This window comes from Pyxidicoccus fallax, assembly GCF_012933655.1.
In the GTDB taxonomy this organism is placed as follows: domain Bacteria; phylum Myxococcota; class Myxococcia; order Myxococcales; family Myxococcaceae; genus Myxococcus; species Myxococcus fallax.
On record NZ_JABBJJ010000024.1, the window covers coordinates 12324 to 33461 of the forward strand.

Below are 21138 nucleotides of genomic sequence, written 5' to 3' on the forward strand. Positions count from 1 at the left end.
CGTGGAGCATGCTGCCGGACGAGCGCCCCTCGCGCCGTCCCGTGCCGCCCGGCTGGGGAAGAATGGTCTCCGGCCACCGGCTGTTCGGCTCGGACAATGACGTCCTTCATCAAGCGCACGCTCGCCACCTCGCTGGCCATCCTCTCCGTCGCCGGCTGCTCCGGCTCCGGCCCTGGAAGCAGTGACGCGCCGTCCCATGCGCCCGGCGCCGTGGAGTCTCCGGCGCCCTCCGCGCCGTCCCAGCCCCAGCCGGGCCGGACGCCGGACACGTCGACGCCCACGCTCCCGGGCCAGGACGCCGAAGAGGAGACCGCCTCCCCCACCCCGTCGGAAGGCAGCACGCCCTCCCCGCTCGCCGGGTGCGGCCTGCCGGCGGGCCTGCCCTCCGAGAAGGGGAGCCTGCGCACGTGGCTGCGCAAGGCGAACATCACCTCGCCGGGCAGCGAGGGCTTCCGCGAGCCGAGCGGCACCGAGCTCGCCGCCTTCGAGCGGGCCTTCGGCGCGCTGCTGTCCACCGGCCCCTCCGCGGAGAGCGTGCGGGACTTCGCCCAGCTCGGCTTCACGCTCTCCTCCTATAGCGACGAGGACAGCGGCAACGGCTGGCTCGTGCTGAGCGACACGAACCCGAAGCGCGGCGGCGGCACCTTCGTCGTCAACCTCTCGCCCGCCCGTGACTTGTGGCTGGAGACGCCGCACGCCGACTCCGACGAGGGCACCCTGAGCCAGGGCGCGGAGCAGCTCGTGGCGCTCGGCGCGCGCGCGCTCCTCATCACCGGCTCCAACCGCTGCGCCGGCACCGCGGTCAGCCCGTGCAGCGGCACCACCCAGGTGTGCGGCACCTCCGGCCAGCGCGTCTCCGACGCCGCGCACTACGCCAACAACTTCTTCACCGCCGCTCACCGCGCCCTGCGCGACACCTTCCCGGACGGCGTCGCCGTCAGCGTCCACGGCATGGACGTGGCCGAGGACGGCCCCGAGGCCGCCGTCGTCAGCGACGGCACGTCGAAGGACCGCGCCGGCTCGCTGTCCGTGCGCCTGCGCGACGCCCTCAACCAGCACCTGCCGCCCAGCCCCCGCCGCGTCTTCTCGTGCAACGCCCCCGGCGACTCCGGCAAGCACCGCCTCCTGTGCGGCACCACCAACGTCCAGGGCCGTATCGACAACGGGGCCGGCGACGCCTGCTACTCCGACCCCCCCGCCGCCACGGACCGCTTCCTCCACCTGGAGCAGACGTCCGCGCTGCGCGGCACCGGCCCCTCCGGTGATGCCGTCATCCAGGCGCTCGCCGACACCGTGCCGTGCTCACTTCCGGGCAATGGCCTCGGCTGCCCGGCCGTGGCCAGCGCCACCGCCTGTCGCTGATCCACCCATGCGCCCGGTGCGTGCACGCGCCGGGCCTCTCAGAAGATGACACCGCACCGCGCCATGGAGCGCGGGCGGAAGTGCGTTCCCGAGTGCAGTGGCAATGTCCGCCGCGCGCCACTCCGGACCGCACGTGGGAGGTCCCAAGGTCCGCTGGCTGACGCTCACCCTGGACCTGAGGGTGTGTGACTGGCCGGTGAGAAGAGGCTCCCTAGATTGGCGCGGAGCGACGTCATGGCGCTCCTCTCCACATTGACACTCTTTCCGGCCTACAGCCTCGACACCTCCATTCTGGCGGCGGTGCTCGTGGGCGTGCTCATCCTCGCCCTGCTCACCGAGACGTTCGGGTGGGTCTTCGTGGGCCTGGTGGTGCCCGGCTATCTGGCCTCGGTCTTCGTCATCCACCCCGAGGCGGGCATCACCGTCGTGGTGGAGGCGGTGCTCACCTACGCGCTCGCACTGGCGCTCTCCGCCGGCATGAGCCGCACGGGAGCGTGGAGCGAGTTCTTCGGCAGAGACCGCTTTTTCGCCATCGTCCTCTCCAGCGTGCTGGTCCGCGCGCTGAGCGAGGCGGTGCTGTTGCCTCACGTAGGACGCTGGATTGACGCACGGTGGGGCACGTCGTTCGCCCTGGACCGCAGCCTGCACAGTATCGGCCTGGTGCTGGTGCCGCTGACGGCCAACGCCTTCTGGAAGCTGAAGCTGCGACGCGGGCTGTGGCAGGTGGGCGTGCCGGTGGTGCTCACGTACGCGCTCTTGCGCTTCGTGCTGCTGCCGGCCACCAACCTGTCCTTCAGCAGCCTGGAGCTGATGTACGAGGACGTGGCGCAGGACTTCCTCGCCAGTCCCAAGGCGTACATCATCCTGCTGACCACGGCGCTGCTGGCCGCGCGCTTCAACCTGAACTACGGCTGGGACTTCAACGGCATCCTCGTGCCGGCGCTGCTGGCCCTCACGTGGCTGGAGCCGGCGAAGCTGGTGGCCACGCTGCTGGAGGTGGCGCTGCTGGTGCTGGGCACCAAGGCGCTGCTGGCCACGCCGGGCCTGCGCACCCTCAACCTGGAAGGCCCCCGGAAGACGGTGCTCGTCTTCTTCCTGGGCTTCGTCGTGAAGTGGTGCATCGGCTGGGCGCTGGGCGGCCGCGTGCCGGGGCTGAAGGTGACGGACCTGTTCGGCTTCGGCTACCTGGTGCCCACGCTGCTGGCGGTGAAGATTCTGCAGAAGCAGGCGGCGGCCCGGGTGATGCTGGCCACGGTGCACACGTCGCTGGCGGGCTTCGTGGTGGGCAGCCTCGTGGGCTTCGGCCTGTCGCTGGTGGAGCCCCGCCCCGCCACCGCGCTTCCCACGGCGACACCTCAGGCGCAGGCGCCCGGACTCGGCCTGGACAAGAGCCCGCTGGGCGTCATGACGCTGGCGCACGTCACCGCCCGCGAGAACAACGCCAGCGGCGTACCGCTGCGCCGGCGCAATGGCGAGCTGCGCCAGTACGCGTCGCTGTGGCGCGCGGCGGGCGCGTGGCTGCAGACGGGTGACGCGGACGCCCAACGCGTGGTGCGCGAGCGCGCCGAGGCGCTGGGCCTGGAGCTGCGCGCGCTGCCGGACACGGCGCCGGGCGCGCCGAAGCGCTTCGCGCTCGTGGAGAAGGAGCGCGTGGAGGGCAAGCTGGGCTGGGACACCGCGGTGCTGGTGCCGGGCGCGCCCGGGCCCGTGCTGGAGGTGCCCCGTCCCCTGACGGAGGCCCCGAGCGCCGAGGCCGCCGCCACCCTGTGCGAGCGCGTGAAGTGCCGCGCCATCATCGCCAGCGGCGTGGACACGTCCCGCGCCGGCCTGCGGCCCGGTGACGCCCTCATGGAGGGAGACACCCCGCTGCACAGCGCGCACACGGTGCTGTCCTCCGTGGAGCGCATCCAGGTGCGCGCCGACGCCGCGCTCGCGCGGGGCAAGGCCCTGCTGCACGTCCCCGCGGGAGAGAAGTCCCCGGCGCTGGAGGCCCTGTGGCCCGGCATCCAGCACACCGAGGCGGAACCGCCCGAGCCCGGCCTCGCCTGGGGCGATGACCGGCTGAGCGTGCTGCGCGCGCACCCGCATGACCTCGCCACGCTGGCGCTGGAGGGCGCGCCGGAGCTGGCCGCGCCCCTGACGCAGACCGAGCTGCGCGCCGCGCTGCTGTCGCCGCGCGAGTCCGCGCCGTACGCGGAAGGCGCCGCGCCACGGCCCACCGACGCGGAGCTGCTGGTGCTGGAGGAGCAGGTGGCCGCGCCGCTCCTGGGCAACGCCGGCGCGACGGTGCCGGAGCCGCTGCGCGCGCGCTGGGCCTCGGTCATGGCGGGCCTGCTGGGAATGACGGTGCGGCCCGTGGAGGGCTGCGCGGAAGGCGGCTCCTGCTGGTGGGTGGCGGACGCGGAGGGGCAGCATGGCCGCGCGGGCGCCTCGCTGCTGGTGCGCCCCGGGGGCGGACCGCTCGCCTTCGACGTGCCGGTGCCGGACCGCGAGCAGGGCACGCTGGCCGTGGCGCTGGAGGCCTGGCAGGAGGCGCGCGCCCGCGCGCTGGTGGTGGCCACGCCGGGCGCCTCGGTGGACATCCTGCACCCCGCCACCCAGGGCCACCTGCGCACCACCTTCCAGGCCTTCCACCAGGCCGTGCACCGGGCGCTGCCCGAGGAGGCGGGGCTGGTGCTCCAGGTGCGTGGCTACTCGGGACGGCCGGCGGTGAACGCGGACGTGCTGGTGGACGTGGGCGGCCCGGTGCTGCGGCCGGAGCAGCGCCCGGCGGATTTGGAGCGGCTCCTGGCGAAGAGCGGCGCGCTGGGGTGGCTGTCCTCGCGCGTGCGCTACAACGACGGCTCTCCGGAGCTGGCCGGCCTGTCGGACGCGAGCCCGCAGGCGGCCTTCTCCCGCACCTTCGGCGGGGCGCGCATCGCCACGCTGTGGCTGTCCGAGCCGCTGCGCGGCGCCTTCGTGGGCCCGCGCCTCGTCGCCTCGGAGCTGGCCCTGGCGGGCCTGACGAAGCCGGCGCCGGTGGAGGGCTCTCCCCTCCAGGCGCTGCTGACGCCGGGGCTGACGGTGGCCGCGAAGCCCGCGCCCACCGCGCTGCAGGAGCGCTTCGCGGCGCTCTCCGCGCGCGCCGAGCGCTACCTGGTGCAGCAGAACGTGCATGAACTGCGGATGCTGGCCCGCTCGGGCCGCGCCGGGCCGGTGACGCAGTCGGTGCGCGCGGGCTACAGCGCGGCGCACGGGCTGCCCTGGCTGATGGTGGAGGCGCGGCAGGGGCGGCACGTGCTGCGCGGGGTCTACTTCCTCCAGCAGCACCCGTCGCACCTGAAGCGGGTGGAGCTGGTGCCTGGAGTGGAGGGGTTGGAGGCGGCGGTGGAACAGGCCCTGCGACACCGGCGGCCGGTGGTGCTCACCGGTGAGCTGGCGTCCTCGGAGGGACGGCGATGAAGACGAGGACCCGCGCCCTGGTGGCCGCGGCCGGACTGGCCCTCACCCTGGCGGTCATCTGGGCCGCCAGCGCGAGCGTGGTGAAGAGCGCCAGCTCCACCGCGGCCCTGCGCGACGACAAGTTCGCCCGGGCCGAGCGGCTCGTCTTCTACCGGCTGAAGCCCGGCGAGGAGATGCGCGTCAAGGTGCCCACCGACGCCGAGGAACTGCGCGTGGTGACGCACCTCATGCTGCCCGAGGGCACCACCTACGCGCCGGAGCGCCAGTACCAGTACGGCCTGAAGGTGCTGCTGCGCGCTCCGGACCAGGTGCTGCTGGAGCGCCCCCTCTTCACCCGCACGCGGCAGAGCAAGGCGCAGCCCCAGGAGGACGGCACCTTCCTGCAGGAGAGCGCCTTCGCCACGGACCCCAACGTCCAGGTGACGGACGAGCGTGAGTTCCTCGTGCGCCTGCCGCCGCGCCCGGAGCACTCGGTGCTCTACGTGCGGCCCGCCGGCACGCACGGCACCCTGCTGGTGCGCGTGTACGTGCGCACCCAGCGGCGGCTGCCGCTGCTGTCCTCGCAGCGCGCCGCCGAGCAGCGCGCCGAGGAGCGCGTGGAGCGGGCCACCTTCCTCCCCTTCGAGAAGCTGTCCGTGGAGACGCGACACCGGCTGGCCGCGGAGAAGTGGGAGCGGCTGAGCGCCGAGGGCGAGGCCGGCGCCGACTACTTCATCGAGCCCGTCTACCGCACCCCGTTCCGCCTCCCGCTGGTGGAGGTGGCCGAGTCCGCGCAGGAGCGGCTGGCCGCGGGCGGCGCGGTGGCCCTCAACGTCACCGGCCCCACGCAGGCGGTGCTGTGGCTGTGGAGCACCGCGCAGGACACCGAGGGCGGCACGCCGACGCCGGCGGGCCCCGTCACCGTCCGCGCCCTGGGCCCCACCGGCGCCGAGAAGACCTGGGAGCTGCCCGCGCTCGGCAGCGGGGCTCCGGTGTCGCACGTGCTGGACGTGCCGGAGGGCGTGCACACGCTGTCCGTCCACAACGTGGGGACGGAGGACGTGCGCTACACGATGGAGGGCCCCGCCGGAGCATGGCTCGCCCCGTCCGAGCTGCGCCCCGTCGCGCAGCCCGACGCGCGCATCGCCTGGCTGCCAGATTTGCGCCGCACCGAGGCATTCGTCACCGGCCCGGGCTGCGCCACGCTGGACCTGGAGGTGGACGCGGCCATGGACGCGACCGGGCGGCTGCTGCGGCTGGACGCGCGGCGGCTCGGCGTCACCGGCGCGGCGGACGAGAAGCCCTCGGACGTGCTGCTCACCGTGCTGGACGCGCGCGGCAAGGTGATGAACCAGACGCGCATGGAGGTGGTGGCCCAGTCCGCCGTCTTCGAGAGCGCGGACCTGCCGCAGCTGCCGGGCCGGCGGCTGCCGTGCACCGAGGAGGCCACGGCGGCGGCGGACGCGGGCACGGGCGAGGTCACGGAATGGCCGGCGCCGGTGTCCGTGGCCACCAGCGCGCGCGTGTTCCTGCCGGCGGGGGCGCGTCGGGTGCGCGTGCAGGCGTCGCGGCCCACCGCGGTGCACCTGTCCACCTTCCTGCCCGTGCAGGGCGGGCTGACGGGACTGGCGCCCTACCTCGAGGACGGGCTGCGGGGTGTGCGCTGGCGCAACGCGCCGCTGGACAAGCGCAACTGGCACCCCATGCGTCCGGCCAACGTGCTGGAGCTGACCCGGCGCGGGGCGCGGCTGGAGCTGCTGAGCCAGGTGCGACTGGAGCCGGAGGGACTGGAGACGGTGTCGTCGTCGCCGTCGGGCGAGACGGTGGTGCTCAAGCCGCTGGGCAGCCCGGACACGCAGGAGGTGCTGGAGACGGTGCAGGGTGTCACCGACGCGGCGCGCGCGCTGTCCACCCTGCTGACGCCGGGCCAGCCGGTGCGCGCGCAGTTCGACGCGCGCTCGCCGTCGCGGCCGGAGCTGCGCCTGTCGCTGGAGGGCGCGCAGGGGCTGGGCTCGGAGGTGGAGGTCGTCCTCGACGGCGAGCCCATCCACCGCTGGACGCTGCGCACCACCCGCGCCCGCGAGCTGCTGCCGCCGCTGCCGCCGGGTGAGCACGAGGTGCTGCTGCGCACCACCGCGGAGGGGCTCACAGCCACCCTCAACCGGCCTCCGGCAGCGGGCAGCGGGCTGCGCTCGCGCACCGTGTACCGGATGGACGACGAGGGGCTCACCGTTCCGGTGCGCAAGCCGGGCGACGGGGCCGTCACGGTCAACATCATCGTCTACACGCAGCAGCCGGAGAGCGGCGCGCAGCAGCGGCTGTCGGTGACGCTGGACAACGGGCAGCCCACGCGCCGCAGCGGCGTGCTGCTGCCTCGCGTCACCCGCGCCACGCGCGTGCTGCCGCTGCCGGCGTCCACGCGCGCGCCGGCCACTCCGGCGGGCCGTCCGCAGTCGAAGTGGTACGCGCGCACGGTGTCCGTGACGCTGGGGGATGACCTGGCGCCGGGCGTGCACCAGGTGCGCGTGGTGCCGCAGGGCATGGGGGACGGGCCGCTGTGGGCACGCTTCTTCATGTTCGGCCACGACACCAGCGCCACGCCCACGCAGGAGTGGAACCGCGCGGGCTGGGAGCTGGAGGACTCACTGTGAGCCGGTGCCTGCTGCGCGGCGCCGCCCCGTGGCTGGCCGCGGGCGTGCTGGTCGCGCCCGGACTGTCCGGCATGGCGCTGGCGTCCGGGCAGGCCACGGAGGCCGAGCGGACCGTGGATGCTCCGGCGCCTCGCGCCGACCCGCCCGCGTCTCGCGCGACGCCCGGGCGGCAGGCGACCGCACGGCCCACGTGGGAAGAGACTGGCGCATCTCGCGACGCGTCCGCCCGGCCTCCCGCCACTCGCACGGCGGCCGGAGGGCAGACCCCCGCACGGCCGACGCAGGAAGGAAGCGACGCGTCCGCCCAGCCTCCCGCCACTCGCACCACGTCGGGGGGACCCGGCTCGCGCGAGGTGCCGGAAGGACGCGAGACGCGCACCCGCCGCGAGGAGCCCGCGCGCGGCACCGCGGAGCAGGACGAGGAGGCGGCGCACCAGGACCCGGAGGAGGACACGCCGTCGCCGCGTCCCTGGCGTCCCATGAAGGGCTGCGCCCCGGACGCGCGCTTCGCCGGCCTGTGGCCCGCGGTGAAGGACGTGAAGTTCCACCCCACCACGCTGGAGGAGCGCGCCGCCTTCGCGAAGCTGCTCCCCGCGCTGCTGAAGGCCGCGCAGGAGGGCAGGACGCTCCCCGCGGGCCTGGAGAAGCTCGCGGCCTCGGTGGGCTTCCGCCTGGAGGTCTGGGACGGCAAGCAGGACACGTTCTGGGTGCTGCGCGAGCCGCCCGGGAAGCTCCGGGGCGCGGGCGCCTACGTCGTCCGCACCGGCCCGGCCACGGACGACATCATCCAGGTGCCGCATCCCTGGTTCGACCGGGGCACCGAGGACATCGGCGTGGGGCTCTTCACCTGCGCTCCGGAGGGCCAGCGGCCCCGGCTCTTCATGACGGCCACCGCGCACCGCTACCACGGCAACCCGGGCGAGACGCCCGAGGACCCGGAGCACCCGGCGGACGTGGCGCACAACCCGGACCACCTCTTCCAGGAGGTGACGAACCAGGTGGCCCGCACGCTGGCCGCGCCGCGCGTGGTGCAGCTGCACGGCTTCGGCACCGCGAAGGCGGAGGCCGGGTTGAGGGACAAGTCGTTGGTCGCGGTGGTCAGCTCCGGCACCCGCCAGCCCACGCCGTGGGCGCGGCAGGTGTCGAAGCGGCTGGCGAAGGTGTTGGGTGAGGGAGTGCGCCTGTACCCCGAAGGGGCGCAGGTGCTGGGCGGGACGCAGAACGCCCAGGGACGCCTGCTGCAGTCGTACGAATGCGCGCGCTTCCTCCATCTCGAGTTGTCGGCACGGGCGCGCAAGTCCCTCTCCTCCGGGGAGCGGCTGGCGCGCGTGGGCCGCGTGCTGTTCGCACCCTTGGAGGATTGAGCGCCGATGTTTCCCCTTCGACGCCACACACGAAACGTCTCGCTGGCAGGCCTGCTCGTCATGTTGCCGGTGGCAGTGCTCGCGGCCTCACCGACGGAGACGCTCCGCTCGGTGGAGGGCCTGAGCTGGGAGGTGCGCCCCGTGCGCGCGCCAGTCCCCCCGGCGGACGTGCGCGCCGCCGCGCCGTACGTACCGGACGGAGTGCCGCAGGTGACGGGCGCCGTGGAGGTGGGGCCCGACAAGGGCGCCGCCCTCTGGCTGGGGCCCCTGGACGTGGCCCGCGTCACCGGCGCTCCCGGCACGCTGCGCTTCGTGCGCGTGCCCACGGCGGACGCGCCGGGTCCGCACCTGCGCCTGGAAGAAGACGGCGTGCCGGAGAAGCCCGGCCGCTGGTACCTCGCCGAGCCCATGGGCCCCGGCAGCGTCTGGGTGGTGACGGCCACGAAGCCCGGCCGCATCTGGGTGGAGCGTCCCCACGGCCACGAGACGGCGCACACCGACGAGGCCATGCGCGAGGCGCTGCTGCGCTGGGTGGACGGCGAGGGCCCACGCCCGCCGCTGCCCTTCCACGCCTCGCTGCGCACGCGGCTGGAGCTGGACGCGGAGCTGGAGTCGCTGCTCGCGGAAGGTGAGCCGGAGGGCTCGCCCCTGCGCGGCGCCCTGCGCGAGTGGCGCAAGGCCGCGGCCCTGCGCGAGTGGGCCCAGGTGTCGCCGCTGCGCGGCTCGAGCCTGCGTGTCTCTCGCCCCGACGTCCCCGGCCAGGAGGTGAAGCTGGAGGGCATGGACGCCGCGTGGGCGCGGCCGGAGGAGACCACCGGGAGCCAGGCGATGGAGCTGGAGGGCCCCGGCGTGCTGTCGCTGGAGGTGCGCCCGCTGCTGAGCGGCCCGGACATGCAGCCCATCGCGGTGGAGGTGCGCAGCGCGGGCCAGACGGTGTCCCGCGTCGACGTGGCTCCGGAGCCCGCGTGGGTGGATGGCGCGACGGACGTGGCCCTGCCCACGGAGCGCCGCGCGCGCGTGCTGCCCTCGGGCGAGCGCGTGGGCATGGAGGAGGAGCTCCGCGTCGCGCTGCGTCCGGGCAAGCACGCCTACCGGGTGCACTGGGAGGGTGGCGCGGTGCTGCTGCGCGCCCGCGTGGCGTCGCGCCGGCCGAAGCTGGGCGAGGCCCTGGCCGGTGAAGCCAGCTGGCACGGCCACGCGAAGAAGGCCTGGGACGCGGTGAAGGCGGACGCTTCGCCCCGCGCCGCGCTGCTGCGCCGGCAGCTCGCCACGCTCACGCCCGAGCGGGCTTCCGAGGACGCCTCGCTCACCTCCGTCACGGACGTGAAGGGCCTGTCTCCCCTCCTCCGCGCGCTGGTGGCGCTGGATGACGTGAGCGGCGCCCGGGCGCCCGAGGCGGTGGAGGCACTCCGCTCGCTTCAGGGTGACGCGGGGAGCACGCCGCTGGCCTGGCACCTGCGCCTGCGCGCGGCCCGGCTGCTGCTGGACTCGAAGCAGACGGACGCCGCGCACGCCCTGCTGGGCACGGCGCCCTCCTTCCCCGAGGCGGGCTGGCTCGCCGCCGAGGCCGCCGCGCTGGTGGCGCGCCTGCCGCTGGGAGACCCGCTGCGCAGCCGCGAGCTGGCCGCGCTGGAGCTGGCGTGGCGCGCCGAGCCGCTCTCCGCCGAGGTCCGCCGCCGCTACCGCTCCGCGTGGTGGCGCGCGAGCCGCTGGACGCGCGTGGTGCCCGCGCCGGAGGACGACGCCACCGTCCTCGTGCCCTCGCGCTGGCTGGACGTGCAGCGCCAGGACGACGAGGAGGGCACGCCTTCGAGCGGCGCCCTCTACCCGCTGACCGCCGGCGCCTCCACCCGCGTGCGCGCCACCGGCCCCGCCGAGGCGCCGACGCTGCTGCGTGCCTACGTGCTCGCGCCGTCCCGCTCCGGCGCGCCGCTGGCCCTGCGCGTGGGTGAGAAGTCCTTCCCGCTGCTGCCGCTGTCCGCGGTGGAGCCAGTGGAGATTGCCCTGCCCCCCGGCGAGCACACCGTGCGCCTGGAGGGTGGCACGGACGCCCGGGCCTTCCTGTCGCTGCCGCCGGCCGAGACGCCGGGCGCGGTGAAGGAGGTGGGCTACATCCGCACGCAGTGGCCGGTGCGCCTGGACAAGAAGGCGCTGCGCTTCCGCGTGCCGGACGCGAAGCTGCCCACGCCCGTGCGCGTGCAGTTCCGATTCATGGGAGACCTCTCCAAGCCCCTGGCGCTGCGCATGCACACCGACGTGGGCCGTCCGCAGCGGCTGGTGCTGATGCCGGGCCAGGCGGACTCGCGGCACCTCGCGCTGGAGGGCGCGGAGGGCACGTCGGCCGCGCCGGTGTCCGCCGTGGTGGTGCTGCCGCCGCTCGCCCGCGAGGTGTGGTTCGAGCCCGAGGAGAAGAACACGCCGCTGATGGCCGCGCTGTCCGTGCGCCGCGGGGCCAGCGTCTTCATGGACGGCTCCACGCCCGCGGTGGCCGAGGCCGGCGCGTCCGCGACGGAGACGCTGCTGTCCCTGTCGCGGCGGCTGCGTGAGGCCCCGGAGGACCCGGAGGCCCGGCTCGCCCGCGCGGAGCTGCTGCTTGCGCTCCAGGAGGACGCCTTCGCCCGCGCGGACCTCGTGCCGCTCCTGAGGGACCAGCAGAAGCTGTCGCCGGAGCAGTCGCGCCGCGTGCTCGCGCTCATGGGCCACCTGCAAGACGGCGCGCGGGACTCGCTGCGCTTCCAGCAGGCCATCACCGCGCCCACGCTGCTGGCGCCGGCCTTCTCGGTGCTCCCAGGCGCGGAGGCGGAGGACCTGACGGCGCGGGTGACGAAGGCCCGCGAGGTGGGCGCGAAGCGCGCGCTGGAGACGCTGGCCGCCGAGGGCCAGGACACCGTGGCGCGGCGCTACCTGAAGGCTCGCTGGCTCGCCGCCGCCGGCCAGCATGAAGAAGCGGCGCTCGCGCTGGTGGCGCTGTACCGCGAGACGGGCCTGCCGCAGGTGGGCCTGGAGGCCCTGGCCCGGCTGGAGAGCCTGGAGTCGTCGCCGCGTGCGTGGCGCGAGGGCGGGGCTCCGCTGAGCGCCGCGCTGGCCGCGCAGCTCGAGTCCTGGGCGGACCACCCGCGCGTGCGCCACATGCGCGCGGTGGCCAGCCGCTGGACGCGCTGGGAGCGGCTGCGCGACGCGGAGCAGACAGCCGGCCTGCTGGACGCGCTGGCGGAAGGCGACCCGGAGGAGGCGGACCCGGACGTGGTGCGCAAGGCGCTGCTGGCCCCGCCGTGGCCGCTGGAGCAGGGCCGTCTCCTCTCCTCGGGTCGCTCGCGCGTGCTGAGCCTGGAGGTGCGTGAGCCGCGTCCGGTGGGCGCCCAGGTGCTGTGCGGCTCCACCCCGCGCGTGGGCGCGGAGGGCCCGAGGCCCCCGTGCACCTTCGCGCTGCGCGTGGACGGCCGCACCGTGGCCGAAGAGCAGGTGGAGGACGGCCGCACCGCGGTGCTGACCACCGTGCTGAACGGGCGCGGGCGGCACCAGGTGGAGGTGCTGCACGCGAAGCGCGACACGCCGTCGCTCGCGCTGGTGCGCTTCATCGACCCGTCCGTGGCGGGGACCGAGAAGACGCCCCTGTCCGCGCAGCAGCCGCTGACGCTGCTGCGCAGCAAGCCGGGCACGCCGGTGGTGATGACGGTGCTGGGGCCGGGCGCGCTGCGCATCCAGGCCCGTGCGCTGTCGCCCCAGGCTGGCCGGCACGTGCTGCTGTCATCGGTGGTGGTGCCCTCCGGCGAGGGCACGGGCGGCGCGGGCCCGCGCTCCGGAGGCTCCGGAGACGGCCAGCCGGTGCGCCTGGGCCTGCCCGAGGACGCGGACCCCATGGTGCGCAACGTCTCCGTCCCGGTGGGCCGCGCGGGTGAGACGTGGCTGCTGTTGCCGAACAAGGGCCCGCACCAGGTGCGCCTGGAGTCGCCCGAGGGCGAGGCGCTGGTGCGGGTGGAATTGGGCGTGGCCGAGCCGCCGGACTCCGCGCCGGGCCGCTGGTGGGAGCAGGGCTCCACGGGGCTGGAGCCGCTGCCCTGGCCCGCGCTGCCGCCGCGCCTGTCGCTGCTGCCCGAGGGCGTGCCGCCGTCGCGGGACCCGCGCGGCCTCGGGATGCTCTCCGCGGAGCTGTCCTTCCGCCGCGAGGACATCGACGAGGGCGAGCTGGTGGAGCGCCCGCTGCGCTCGGGCATGGAGGTGCGCCTGGGCCTGCGCCGCGAGCTGGTGAAGGAGCGCGCGTGGCTGCGCTTCCAGCCGGAGGCGCGCTACCCGATGAATCAGCCCACGGTGTTCGGCGCCACCACGGGCCTGTACGTCCGCGAGCTGCCCCTGGACCTGCGGCTGAACGTGCAGGGCGCCTTCTTCACGCAGTCGGTGGAGGAGACGCTGCGCTGGAGCGCGCGCGGCCGGCTCTCCGTGGACCGGTGGGTGGGGCTGAGCCCGGACCTGGGGCTCGTGCCCGGCCTGGGGCTGGCGCTGGAGACGAACCAGGGTGGCTCGGTGGTGGACCTGTCCCGGTATGACCAGTCCGTGTACTGGCGGTACGGCAAGGACCACCCGCGCCGCCTGACGCCGAGGCTGGCGCTGCGCTGGCAGCCCTTCCAGGACCACGTGGGGACGTTCGGCACGTACGCCACCACGAACGCGGACCTGGGCTCGCTGGACCAGGCGGGCGGCCAGGCGCGGTGGGAGGCACTGCTGGGGGGGCCGCTGCGCGGCACGCGGGCGGAGCTGGGCTACGAGCTGTCCTATCGCTTCCAGGACGAGCACCGCTCGGAGGCGTATCTGCGGCACCGATTGGCGGGACGGATGGATTGGAACGTGTGGGTGGGGTCCGGGAGCCGGCTGATGCTCTTCGCCGAGGACCGGGTGCTGCTGTCGGACCCCTTCGGGTTGCAGAACGTGTTCTCCCTGGGCGCGCGGTGGGACTGGATGGGCGGCCGTGGCCTGCGGGACATCACTCCTCCGGAAGAGGAGTTCGAGGAGCTGCTCGATGCAGGACGTTCCCTCGACTGAAGTGTCCGACTCACGACGCGGTACGGGGGCCCGGCGGCAGCCCTCCGGGGCAATGCATAGCTCTGCCCGCGACATGCGACCGTCGGCTGATCCGCTGGAAGACCTGCTCCTGGAGGCCCTCCCACCCCTCTACAGGCGCGTACGCCATGCCGTCGTGACGAGACTGGCGAGCCGGCTGCGGGAGTCCTGCCCCCGCCCGCACGGCGGGGGTGACGGACACGCGCTCTGGCTGCGCGAGGCCCTGCAGGCCCTGGCGGCGGAGGTGGGCGTGGTGGAGTCGGACGCCGCCACCCTCACCCGCCGCTACAACGAGGCGACGGACGAGGCGGCCCGCCGCGAGGTGCTGGTGGAGCACCTCACCGAGACGGTGAAGGACCGCAAGGAGCGCCGCGAGGACATCCGCGCGCTGGACCGCTGGATGGGGCTGGATGCCCTGCGCGAGCGGCTGGAGCGCAAGCGCCACCAGCTCCTCCTGGAGGAGGAGACGGCGCTGCGCTGCCTCACCGGCGCGCTGAAGCGCCTGGACGACGAGACGCGCGCCACGTACGCGGCGGACCTCGCGTCGCTCGCGGGCGAGCTGCTGGAACGGGCCGTGGACGCGCCGCGCGCGCAGAACCGGCTGGCGGCGCTGGAGGGCTTCCACGAGCTGGTGCGCCACGCGCCCGAGTCCGCGTCGCGCCTCATGGAGGCCGGCCCGGTGCTGTCGGGCCTCGTGGGCCAGGAGGACGCGAGCCCCTTCTTCCAGGCCGAGGCACTGCGGGCGCTGCTGGTGACGGACCCGCTCGCGGGCCTCGCGCTGCTGCGCCAGCGGATGCGCGGCCCCTACCCTTCCGCGAAGGACTTCCTCTTCCGCAGGCAGGCGCTGGAGCTGGTCACGCCGCTGCTCCCCGCCGAGCACCTGCTGCCGCTGCTGACCGAGGTGGCCTCGCACGACCCGAGCGAGTTCGTCCGCATGGGCCTGTGCGGCCTGCTGGCGACCCGGCTGGACGGCCAGTCCCTGCTGCGTCAGCTCGCGGGCCTGGATGGCGCCACGCAGACGCAGCGCGTGCGCGCCGCCGCGGTGATTGCCGCCGTGGAGGCCGCGCGCCTGGAGTCCTCGGTGCGTGACTCGGTGGTGGCCCTGCTGGTGGACGTGCTGCGGGAGGACACGCACTCGCTGGTGCTGCGCGTGGCCTGCGAGCAGGCGGCGGCCCTGGCGGAGGCGCTCGGCGGCGCGGGCCTGGGTGAGGCCCACACGCTGCTGACGGACGCCGTGGCCGCCGTGCGCACGCGTCCCGAGGTGGACGGCCCGGTGCTGGAGACGGCGGCCAACGCCGAGCAGGTGCTGCGCCGCACCGCCGACCCCGCGCGGCTCGCGTGGACGCGGCACCTCGCGCAGCGCGTGGAGAAGCTGCGTCCCGGCGGCCGGACGAAGGTGACGCTGGCGCCGCTGCCGGACGGCCTGCCGCCCATGCCCGAGGAGCCGGCCTGGCTGGGCGCCATCCTCGCGGACCTGTCGCGCGACGGGTACGGCCTGTACGCGGAGCGCACCGAGCGCACGCTGACGCTGTGGCAGGGCGACCGGAAGAAGCGCCGGGTGTGGCGCGTGCTCCACGAGCTGCGCACGCCCGCGCCGAACAAGCGTCAGGGCTTCCAGCACACCACGGGCCGGGTGATGCCGGGCACGCTGCGCGCGCACCCGGGGCACCTGGATGAAATCACCGAGACGGTGGTGCCGGGCGAGCGCGTGCACGTGGCCAGCCAGGGTGGCTGGGGCCGGCACCTGCCCACCGTGGATGACCTGCTGGACCTGCCGCTGGGCAAGGACGGCAAGGTGCACCTGTTCAGCAGCCACGGCACCACGGTGCTGGTGCCTCCGCCCTCGCTGGCGCGGCGGCTGCGCAACCGGCTGAAGGTGACGCGCGAGTACCAGAAGCTGGCGGCACTGCGCCTCACCTCGCTGCAGGGCGAGGAGCCCCGCGAGCGCCGCCGCTTCGTGGAGCACGTGGAGAAGGACCTCGGCGTGCTGGTGCACTTCACGCCGTACGAGCCCCAGGCGCCGGTGCCGGACACGGTGTCCACCCTCTTCGGGGACCCGGAAGCGCGCCAGGGCCCGCGGCTGCACTCGTCCGCGCTGGTGGGCCTGGAGAGCGGCTTCCTCGCGGTGCTCACCGAGCGCATCATGGAGAGCGAGGGCTACTTCCTCGGCACCGGCGGCAACGGCGTCGCGGCGCTCGGCATCTTCACGGCGGCGCTCTTCACCGTCTTCCTCGGCGAGACGTACATGAAGCGGCAGCAGGTGCGGAAGGCGCGCGCCCAGGTGCCGCTGTGCATCGGCGGCTGGGGCACGCGCGGCAAGTCCGGCACCGAGCGCCTGAAGGCGGCGCTCTTCACCGGCATGGGCTTCGACGTCTTCGCGAAGACGACGGGCTCGGAGGCGATGTTCGTGCACTCCGCGCCGGGCGGCGTGCCGACGGAGTTCTTCATCTTCCGCCCCTACGACAAGGCCACCATCTGGGAGCAGAAGGACATGGTGGAGCTGGGCGCGCGCCTGGGCACGGAGGTCTTCCTCTGGGAGTGCATGGCGCTGCAGCCCAACTTCGTGGAGCTGCTCCAGAACGACTGGATGAAGGACGACTACGCCACGCTGACCAACGCGTACCCGGACCACGAGGACATCCAGGGTCCGGCCGGCATGGACGTGGCGTCCGTCATCACGAAGTTCATGCCGAAGGGCGGCAACGTGGTGACGACGGAGGACCACTTCCTGCCCTTGTTCCAGCGGGCCGCGAAGGACGGCGGCACGGCGCTGCACCACAGCGCATGGTGGGAGGCGGAGCTGATTCCGGAGGAGCTGCTCTCGCTGTTCCCCTACCGCGAGCACCCGCGCAACATGGCGCTGGTGGCCACGCTGGGTGAGCAGCTCGGCGTGCCGCGCGCGTACGCGCTGGCGCTGATGGCCGAGCACGTCCAGCCGGAGATTGGCGTGCTCAAGATCTTCCCCAGCGCGAAGGTGCGCGGGCGGAAGCTGACCTTCATCAACGGGCACTCGGCCAACGAGCGCACGGGCTTCCTGAACAACTGGCGCCGCACGGGGCTGGACACAGTGGAGCCGGAGACGCAGCCGGACCGCGCCGTCATCACCGTCATCAACAACCGGTGGGACCGCGTGTCGCGCTCGGAAGTGTTCGCGCGCATCATGGTGGAGGACGCGGCGGCGGACCGGCACGTCCTCATCGGCACCAACCTGGAGGGCCTCCAGAAGTACGTGCGCGACGCGCTGGACCGCTCCCTCCAGCGCACGGTGGTTGTGGCCGCGGAGGACCTCGTCGCCGGGGCGGACGCGAGCAAGCCGGAAGCGCGCCTGACGCGCGAGCTGGCGCGGCTGAAGATTCCGCGTCCCACGCCCGAGGCCTTCCTGGAGCGGCTGGAGCTGTACGCGCGCGGCGCGGGCGTCACCGCGGCGCGCACGCCGGAGCTGCTCGCCGCGGTGGAGTCGGCGCTCGGCGCGGCGGATGACGAGCTGCACGTGGCGAAGGTCCGCAAGTCACTGGAGCGCGAGGTGGGCCCGCTGATTGAAGCGGCGCTGCGCGAGGGGCCGGTGCGCGGGGACTGGGTCCGCGTGGGACTGGACCGGGAGCTGGGCCCGGTGCGGCGCGAGGACACGGTCCTTCCTGGGGTCCTGGAGCACAAGCCAGGCGCGGCGCCAGGCGGGGACACGGTCCACTCGGCGCTGACGCGTGAGCTGGGCCCGGCGCTGCGCGATGCGCCGGCGCGTGAGGTGAACCCGGCCCTGGGCGATGCGCCGGTGCGCGACGACGCGGCGATGCCGGAGGTGCTGGCGCCCGCGACGAGGGACGAGGTGCGCGAGCACGCGCTGTACGCGCTGGCGCGGATGGTGGTGCACGCGCGGCTGAAGCGGGCGCTGCCGGCGACGGGCTCGGACGACGGCGAGATTGCGACGTTCCACCGCCGGTTCCGCGACGCGTACCGGGAGCTGTACATGGAGCAGCTCGTGCCGGTGAACGACGCCGGGGCCACGGGCGACCAGGTCATCGACGCGTGCGCGCGCGCCGTCCCGCCGGGGCTGAGCGTGAGCATCATGGGCGCGCAGAACATCAAGGGCACGGGCCTGGACTGGGTGTACCGGTGGCTGGCGCTGGACCGGGTGGGCTCGGCGCTGGAGGCGCTCCAGAAGGGCTCCGCCGAGTCGCGGCGGCGTGCCCTGGAGTCGCTGGAGACGTTCGCGGACTCTGGACTGGTGGACTCGGGGTTGGCGCGGGTGGTGCTCCCCAAGCTGGCGATGAGTGCCCACTCTCCGGAGGAGGCCGAGCGGATGCGCCGCCTGGCCGAGAAGGCGCGGGCGACGCACGAGGCGAAGCTCGCGGCGCTGCGGCACACGGGGACGGCGACGCTCATGCAGTCCGCCACACGCAAGGTGGAGAAGGTGTTCGACTACCTGGACAGCGTGCAGCGGCGGCGGCTGAGCGAGCTGCTGCTGGAGGACCTCGTGAGTGGCCGCGTGTCGCACGCGCGGGCGGCGCTGGAGACGCGCAAGCTGTACGAGCGTCAGAAGGGCGGCTGGCTCTTCGCGGGCTTCGGCAAGCGCAAGCCGGAGGAGCCGGTGGTGCCGGTGGAGACGCAGCCCGTGGCTCAGGAGCCGGTGGCGCCGCCACCGCTGCGGGAGGTGTTCGAGGAGGCCTTGGAGGCGAAGCGCGACGATGTGGCGGTGCCGGTGCCCCGGCCCGTCCCCGGCGTGCCGAACCCGGTGGTGGGGGCACCGCGGACGTCCCTGGATGGGACTCACGCGAAGTCCAGGGAGGAGCGCGAGCCGGCGGCGAAGGACGCCCCGGTGGCTCGGGCCCCGGTGGACGACGCGGGGGACCCGGCGAGCTGAGTGAGGCGAGCCCAGGGCGGACACGCGGCAACCCGAGGAGGGGATTTTCATGGAGGAGCTTTCCATCCCGGGGACACCCGGCATCGGCAACGTGCCCAGGAGCACGCGCGCCGAGGTCGGAGCCCCGGGAAAGAACAAGGTCTCACTCGCGGCCCGGCGGCGGGCGCTGTACTACGCGCGCCAGGGCTCCATCCGCGTGACGGAGGTGAAAGACCTCGCGGGCTTCGCCGCGCTGGAGCGCGAGTGGAACGACCTGGTGGCACGCACGGATGACCAGGTCTTCTACCGGCACGAGTTCGTGGCCTGCTGGCTGCGGCACTTCGCGCCGGAGTCGCGGCTGCGCATCCTGACGGGGCGGGACCTGGAGGGCCGGCTGGTGGCGGTGCTGCCCCTGCGGGCGACGTGGGGGCGGCAGTACGGGCTGCCGGCGCGGCAGCTGCTGTCGCTGACGAACAAGCACTCGTGCAGGTTCGACTTGCTGGCGGAGGACCCGAAGCGGGCGGGCAAGGCGTTCCTGCTGCACCTGCTGAAGGACACGAGCTGGGACATGCTCCGGCTGGCGGACGTGCCCGAGGGCGGCGCGGCCTTCGCGATGATGGGAGCGGCGAGCAAGGCGGGCCTGCCCTGCGGCACGTGGGAGAGCGCGCGCTCGCCGTACCTGATGCTGCCGGGGACGGTGGACGCGTGGCAGCGCGAGCGGGGGCGGAACGCGAAGCCGCTGCGGCGGCGGAGGCGCCGGCTGGAGGAGCGCGGCCGGGTGACGCTGGAGCGCGTGACGGGCGGAGAGCGACTGACGGACCGGCTGGAGGAAGGCTTCGCGCTGGAGCGCAGCGGCTGGAAGGCGCAGCGCGGGACGGCGATTGCGCAGAGCGAGAAGCGGCTGGCTTTCTACACGGACCTGGCGCGGACGGCGTCGAAGGCCGGGTGGCTGGGGCTGTACTCGCTGCGGTTGGAGAAGCGAGCCATCGCGTTCCAATACGGGCTGGAGTACGGCGGCCGGTATCTCGCGATGAAGCCCGGCTACGACGAGTCGCTCTCGGAGGTGAGCCCGGGGCAATTGCTGACGGAGGGGCTCATCCAGGACTGCATCGGCCGCGGGCTGACGGAGCTGGACCTGTTGGGAGACGAGGCGCCCTTCAAGCGCGAATGGACGGAGACGGTGCGTCCGCACCACTGGTTGTTCATCTATCGGGCGACGCTGAGGGGCCGAGCGCTGTACCAGGCGAAGTTCCGCTGGGTTCCGGTAGCCAAGCGAATGGTGGGCAAATGGGTCCGACGGCGCTGACGTTTTATTGGGCCGCGAAGCGGCTGAAGCGGCTGGGTGTGCCCGTGCTGCCGAACGTGGTGGCGGCGGTTGGCACGCGGATGCACCAGTGTCACGTGGACCTGGATGCGCGGCTGCACTCGAGCGTGGAGCTGGGCTACGGCGGCATGGGCGTGGTGGTGGCGCCTGGGGTGGAGATTGGAGAGGGCAGCTTCCTCTCGCAGAACGTCAGCGTGGAGCCGAATCCCGGCGTGCCCGGAGTGCCACGGATTGGCCGCAAGGTGTTCGTCGGCGTGGGCGCGCAAATCATGGGCCCCGTCACGGTGGGTGACGGGGCGGTGATTGGAGCGAACGCGGTGGTGACGGCGGACGTGGCGCCTGGAGCGGTGGTGGCAGGGATTCCCGGACGGGAGCTGAAGCGCAAGTGACCTGACGCAAGGTTTCGAGCCCCTGGGCGACAAGATCCCCCGTCCCGGGATTTCTTGAAACACCTCTCTGTGTCCCCCTGACAAGAGAACTACGAATGCATCATCGGAAGTAGTCGGACCAATAGACAACCGCGCCGCTTCGCTCATCAACAAGCACGATATAGCCCCACTTGGCGGTCGCCATTCCGCCCAACGCCGGAGCAACCCGGAACACGGAGAAGCCCAGAGCCCGTAGCCGGGCACACGTCACTCTTCCCTCCTTGAGCGGAAATTCTTCAATTATGTCTATCGGAAGCGAAAGCACGCATTCACCTTGAATGGGCTCAAGCGCGTCTACAAGTGAGGGCACATCCTTGGAGGGGACAATAAAGACTCCGTGAGCCACATCCCAATCCAGATCGTGTCGCTGCACAATGTCCATCGCATTGGCCGGCACAAAGGAAGGGAGCCACTTACCGGAGCCCTTCCCTTCGGCATGTGCCTGGTGCCCATGGGAGTAGCGTCAATCGATTCTCTTCGCCTGCGCGATGAACATCGAAAGCGCGACGACACCCGCCACAACGAGAACTGCAACTGCCACCGCCATGGCGAGCAGACGAAATCTACGGCGAGTCGCCCCCATTTCTAATGCCTCTGCACCGGGCTAGGGCGTGGCAACCCTTTGTGGTTCCTGCATCGTTCCACACACGAGTCGCCACGAAACCACGTCGATTTCCGCATGGTGAGCCCGCCGCGG

Annotated in this window: 8 protein-coding genes and 1 pseudogene; 8 read left to right on the forward strand and 1 reads right to left on the reverse strand. The window is 73.7% G+C overall.

All coding sequences use genetic code 11. The annotated features are described in order from the left end of the window. The first annotated feature begins 96 nt into the window (after positions 1-96). From HG543_RS07600 to HG543_RS07635, 8 genes are all read left to right on the forward strand, one after another. Entirely contained in the window at positions 97-1362 is a 1266-nt protein-coding gene (locus HG543_RS07600; RefSeq protein WP_169344019.1) for a hypothetical protein, read from the forward strand. A 234-nt stretch (positions 1363-1596) separates the two neighbouring features. Further along, positions 1597-4803, forward strand: coding sequence for a poly-gamma-glutamate biosynthesis protein PgsC/CapC (locus HG543_RS07605; RefSeq protein ID WP_169344020.1), 3207 nt, complete (start codon positions 1597-1599; stop codon positions 4801-4803). Further along, complete coding sequence (locus HG543_RS07610) at positions 4800-7433, forward strand: hypothetical protein (protein ID WP_169344021.1); 2634 nt, start codon at positions 4800-4802, stop codon at positions 7431-7433. Before HG543_RS07605 ends, HG543_RS07610 begins: the two co-directional genes overlap by 4 nt. Continuing rightward, positions 7430-8797, forward strand: a complete 1368-nt coding sequence (locus HG543_RS07615; protein WP_169344022.1) for a hypothetical protein — start codon at positions 7430-7432, stop codon at positions 8795-8797. The genes HG543_RS07610 and HG543_RS07615 overlap by 4 nt, the downstream gene beginning before the upstream one ends. A 6-nt stretch (positions 8798-8803) precedes the next feature. After that, positions 8804-13834, forward strand: a complete 5031-nt coding sequence (locus HG543_RS07620; RefSeq protein ID WP_169344023.1) for a hypothetical protein — start codon at positions 8804-8806, stop codon at positions 13832-13834. A 73-nt stretch (positions 13835-13907) separates the two neighbouring features. After that, positions 13908-18710 carry a hypothetical protein gene (locus tag HG543_RS56225; protein WP_169344024.1) on the forward strand — a complete coding sequence of 1601 codons (4803 nt, stop codon included), beginning with the start codon at positions 13908-13910 and terminating at the stop codon, positions 18708-18710. A 49-nt stretch (positions 18711-18759) separates the two neighbouring features. Then, positions 18760-19995, forward strand: coding sequence for a GNAT family N-acetyltransferase (locus HG543_RS07630; protein WP_169344025.1), 1236 nt, complete (start codon positions 18760-18762; stop codon positions 19993-19995). Then, positions 19977-20402, forward strand: a complete 426-nt coding sequence (locus HG543_RS07635; protein ID WP_169344026.1) for a serine O-acetyltransferase — start codon at positions 19977-19979, stop codon at positions 20400-20402. The genes HG543_RS07630 and HG543_RS07635 overlap by 19 nt, the downstream gene beginning before the upstream one ends. A 100-nt stretch (positions 20403-20502) precedes the next feature. Here HG543_RS07635 and HG543_RS57245 read toward each other — a convergent pair. Then, positions 20503-20841, reverse strand: a pseudogene (locus HG543_RS57245) (hypothetical protein); the annotation flags it as partial. Positions 20842-21138 lie beyond the last annotated feature (297 nt).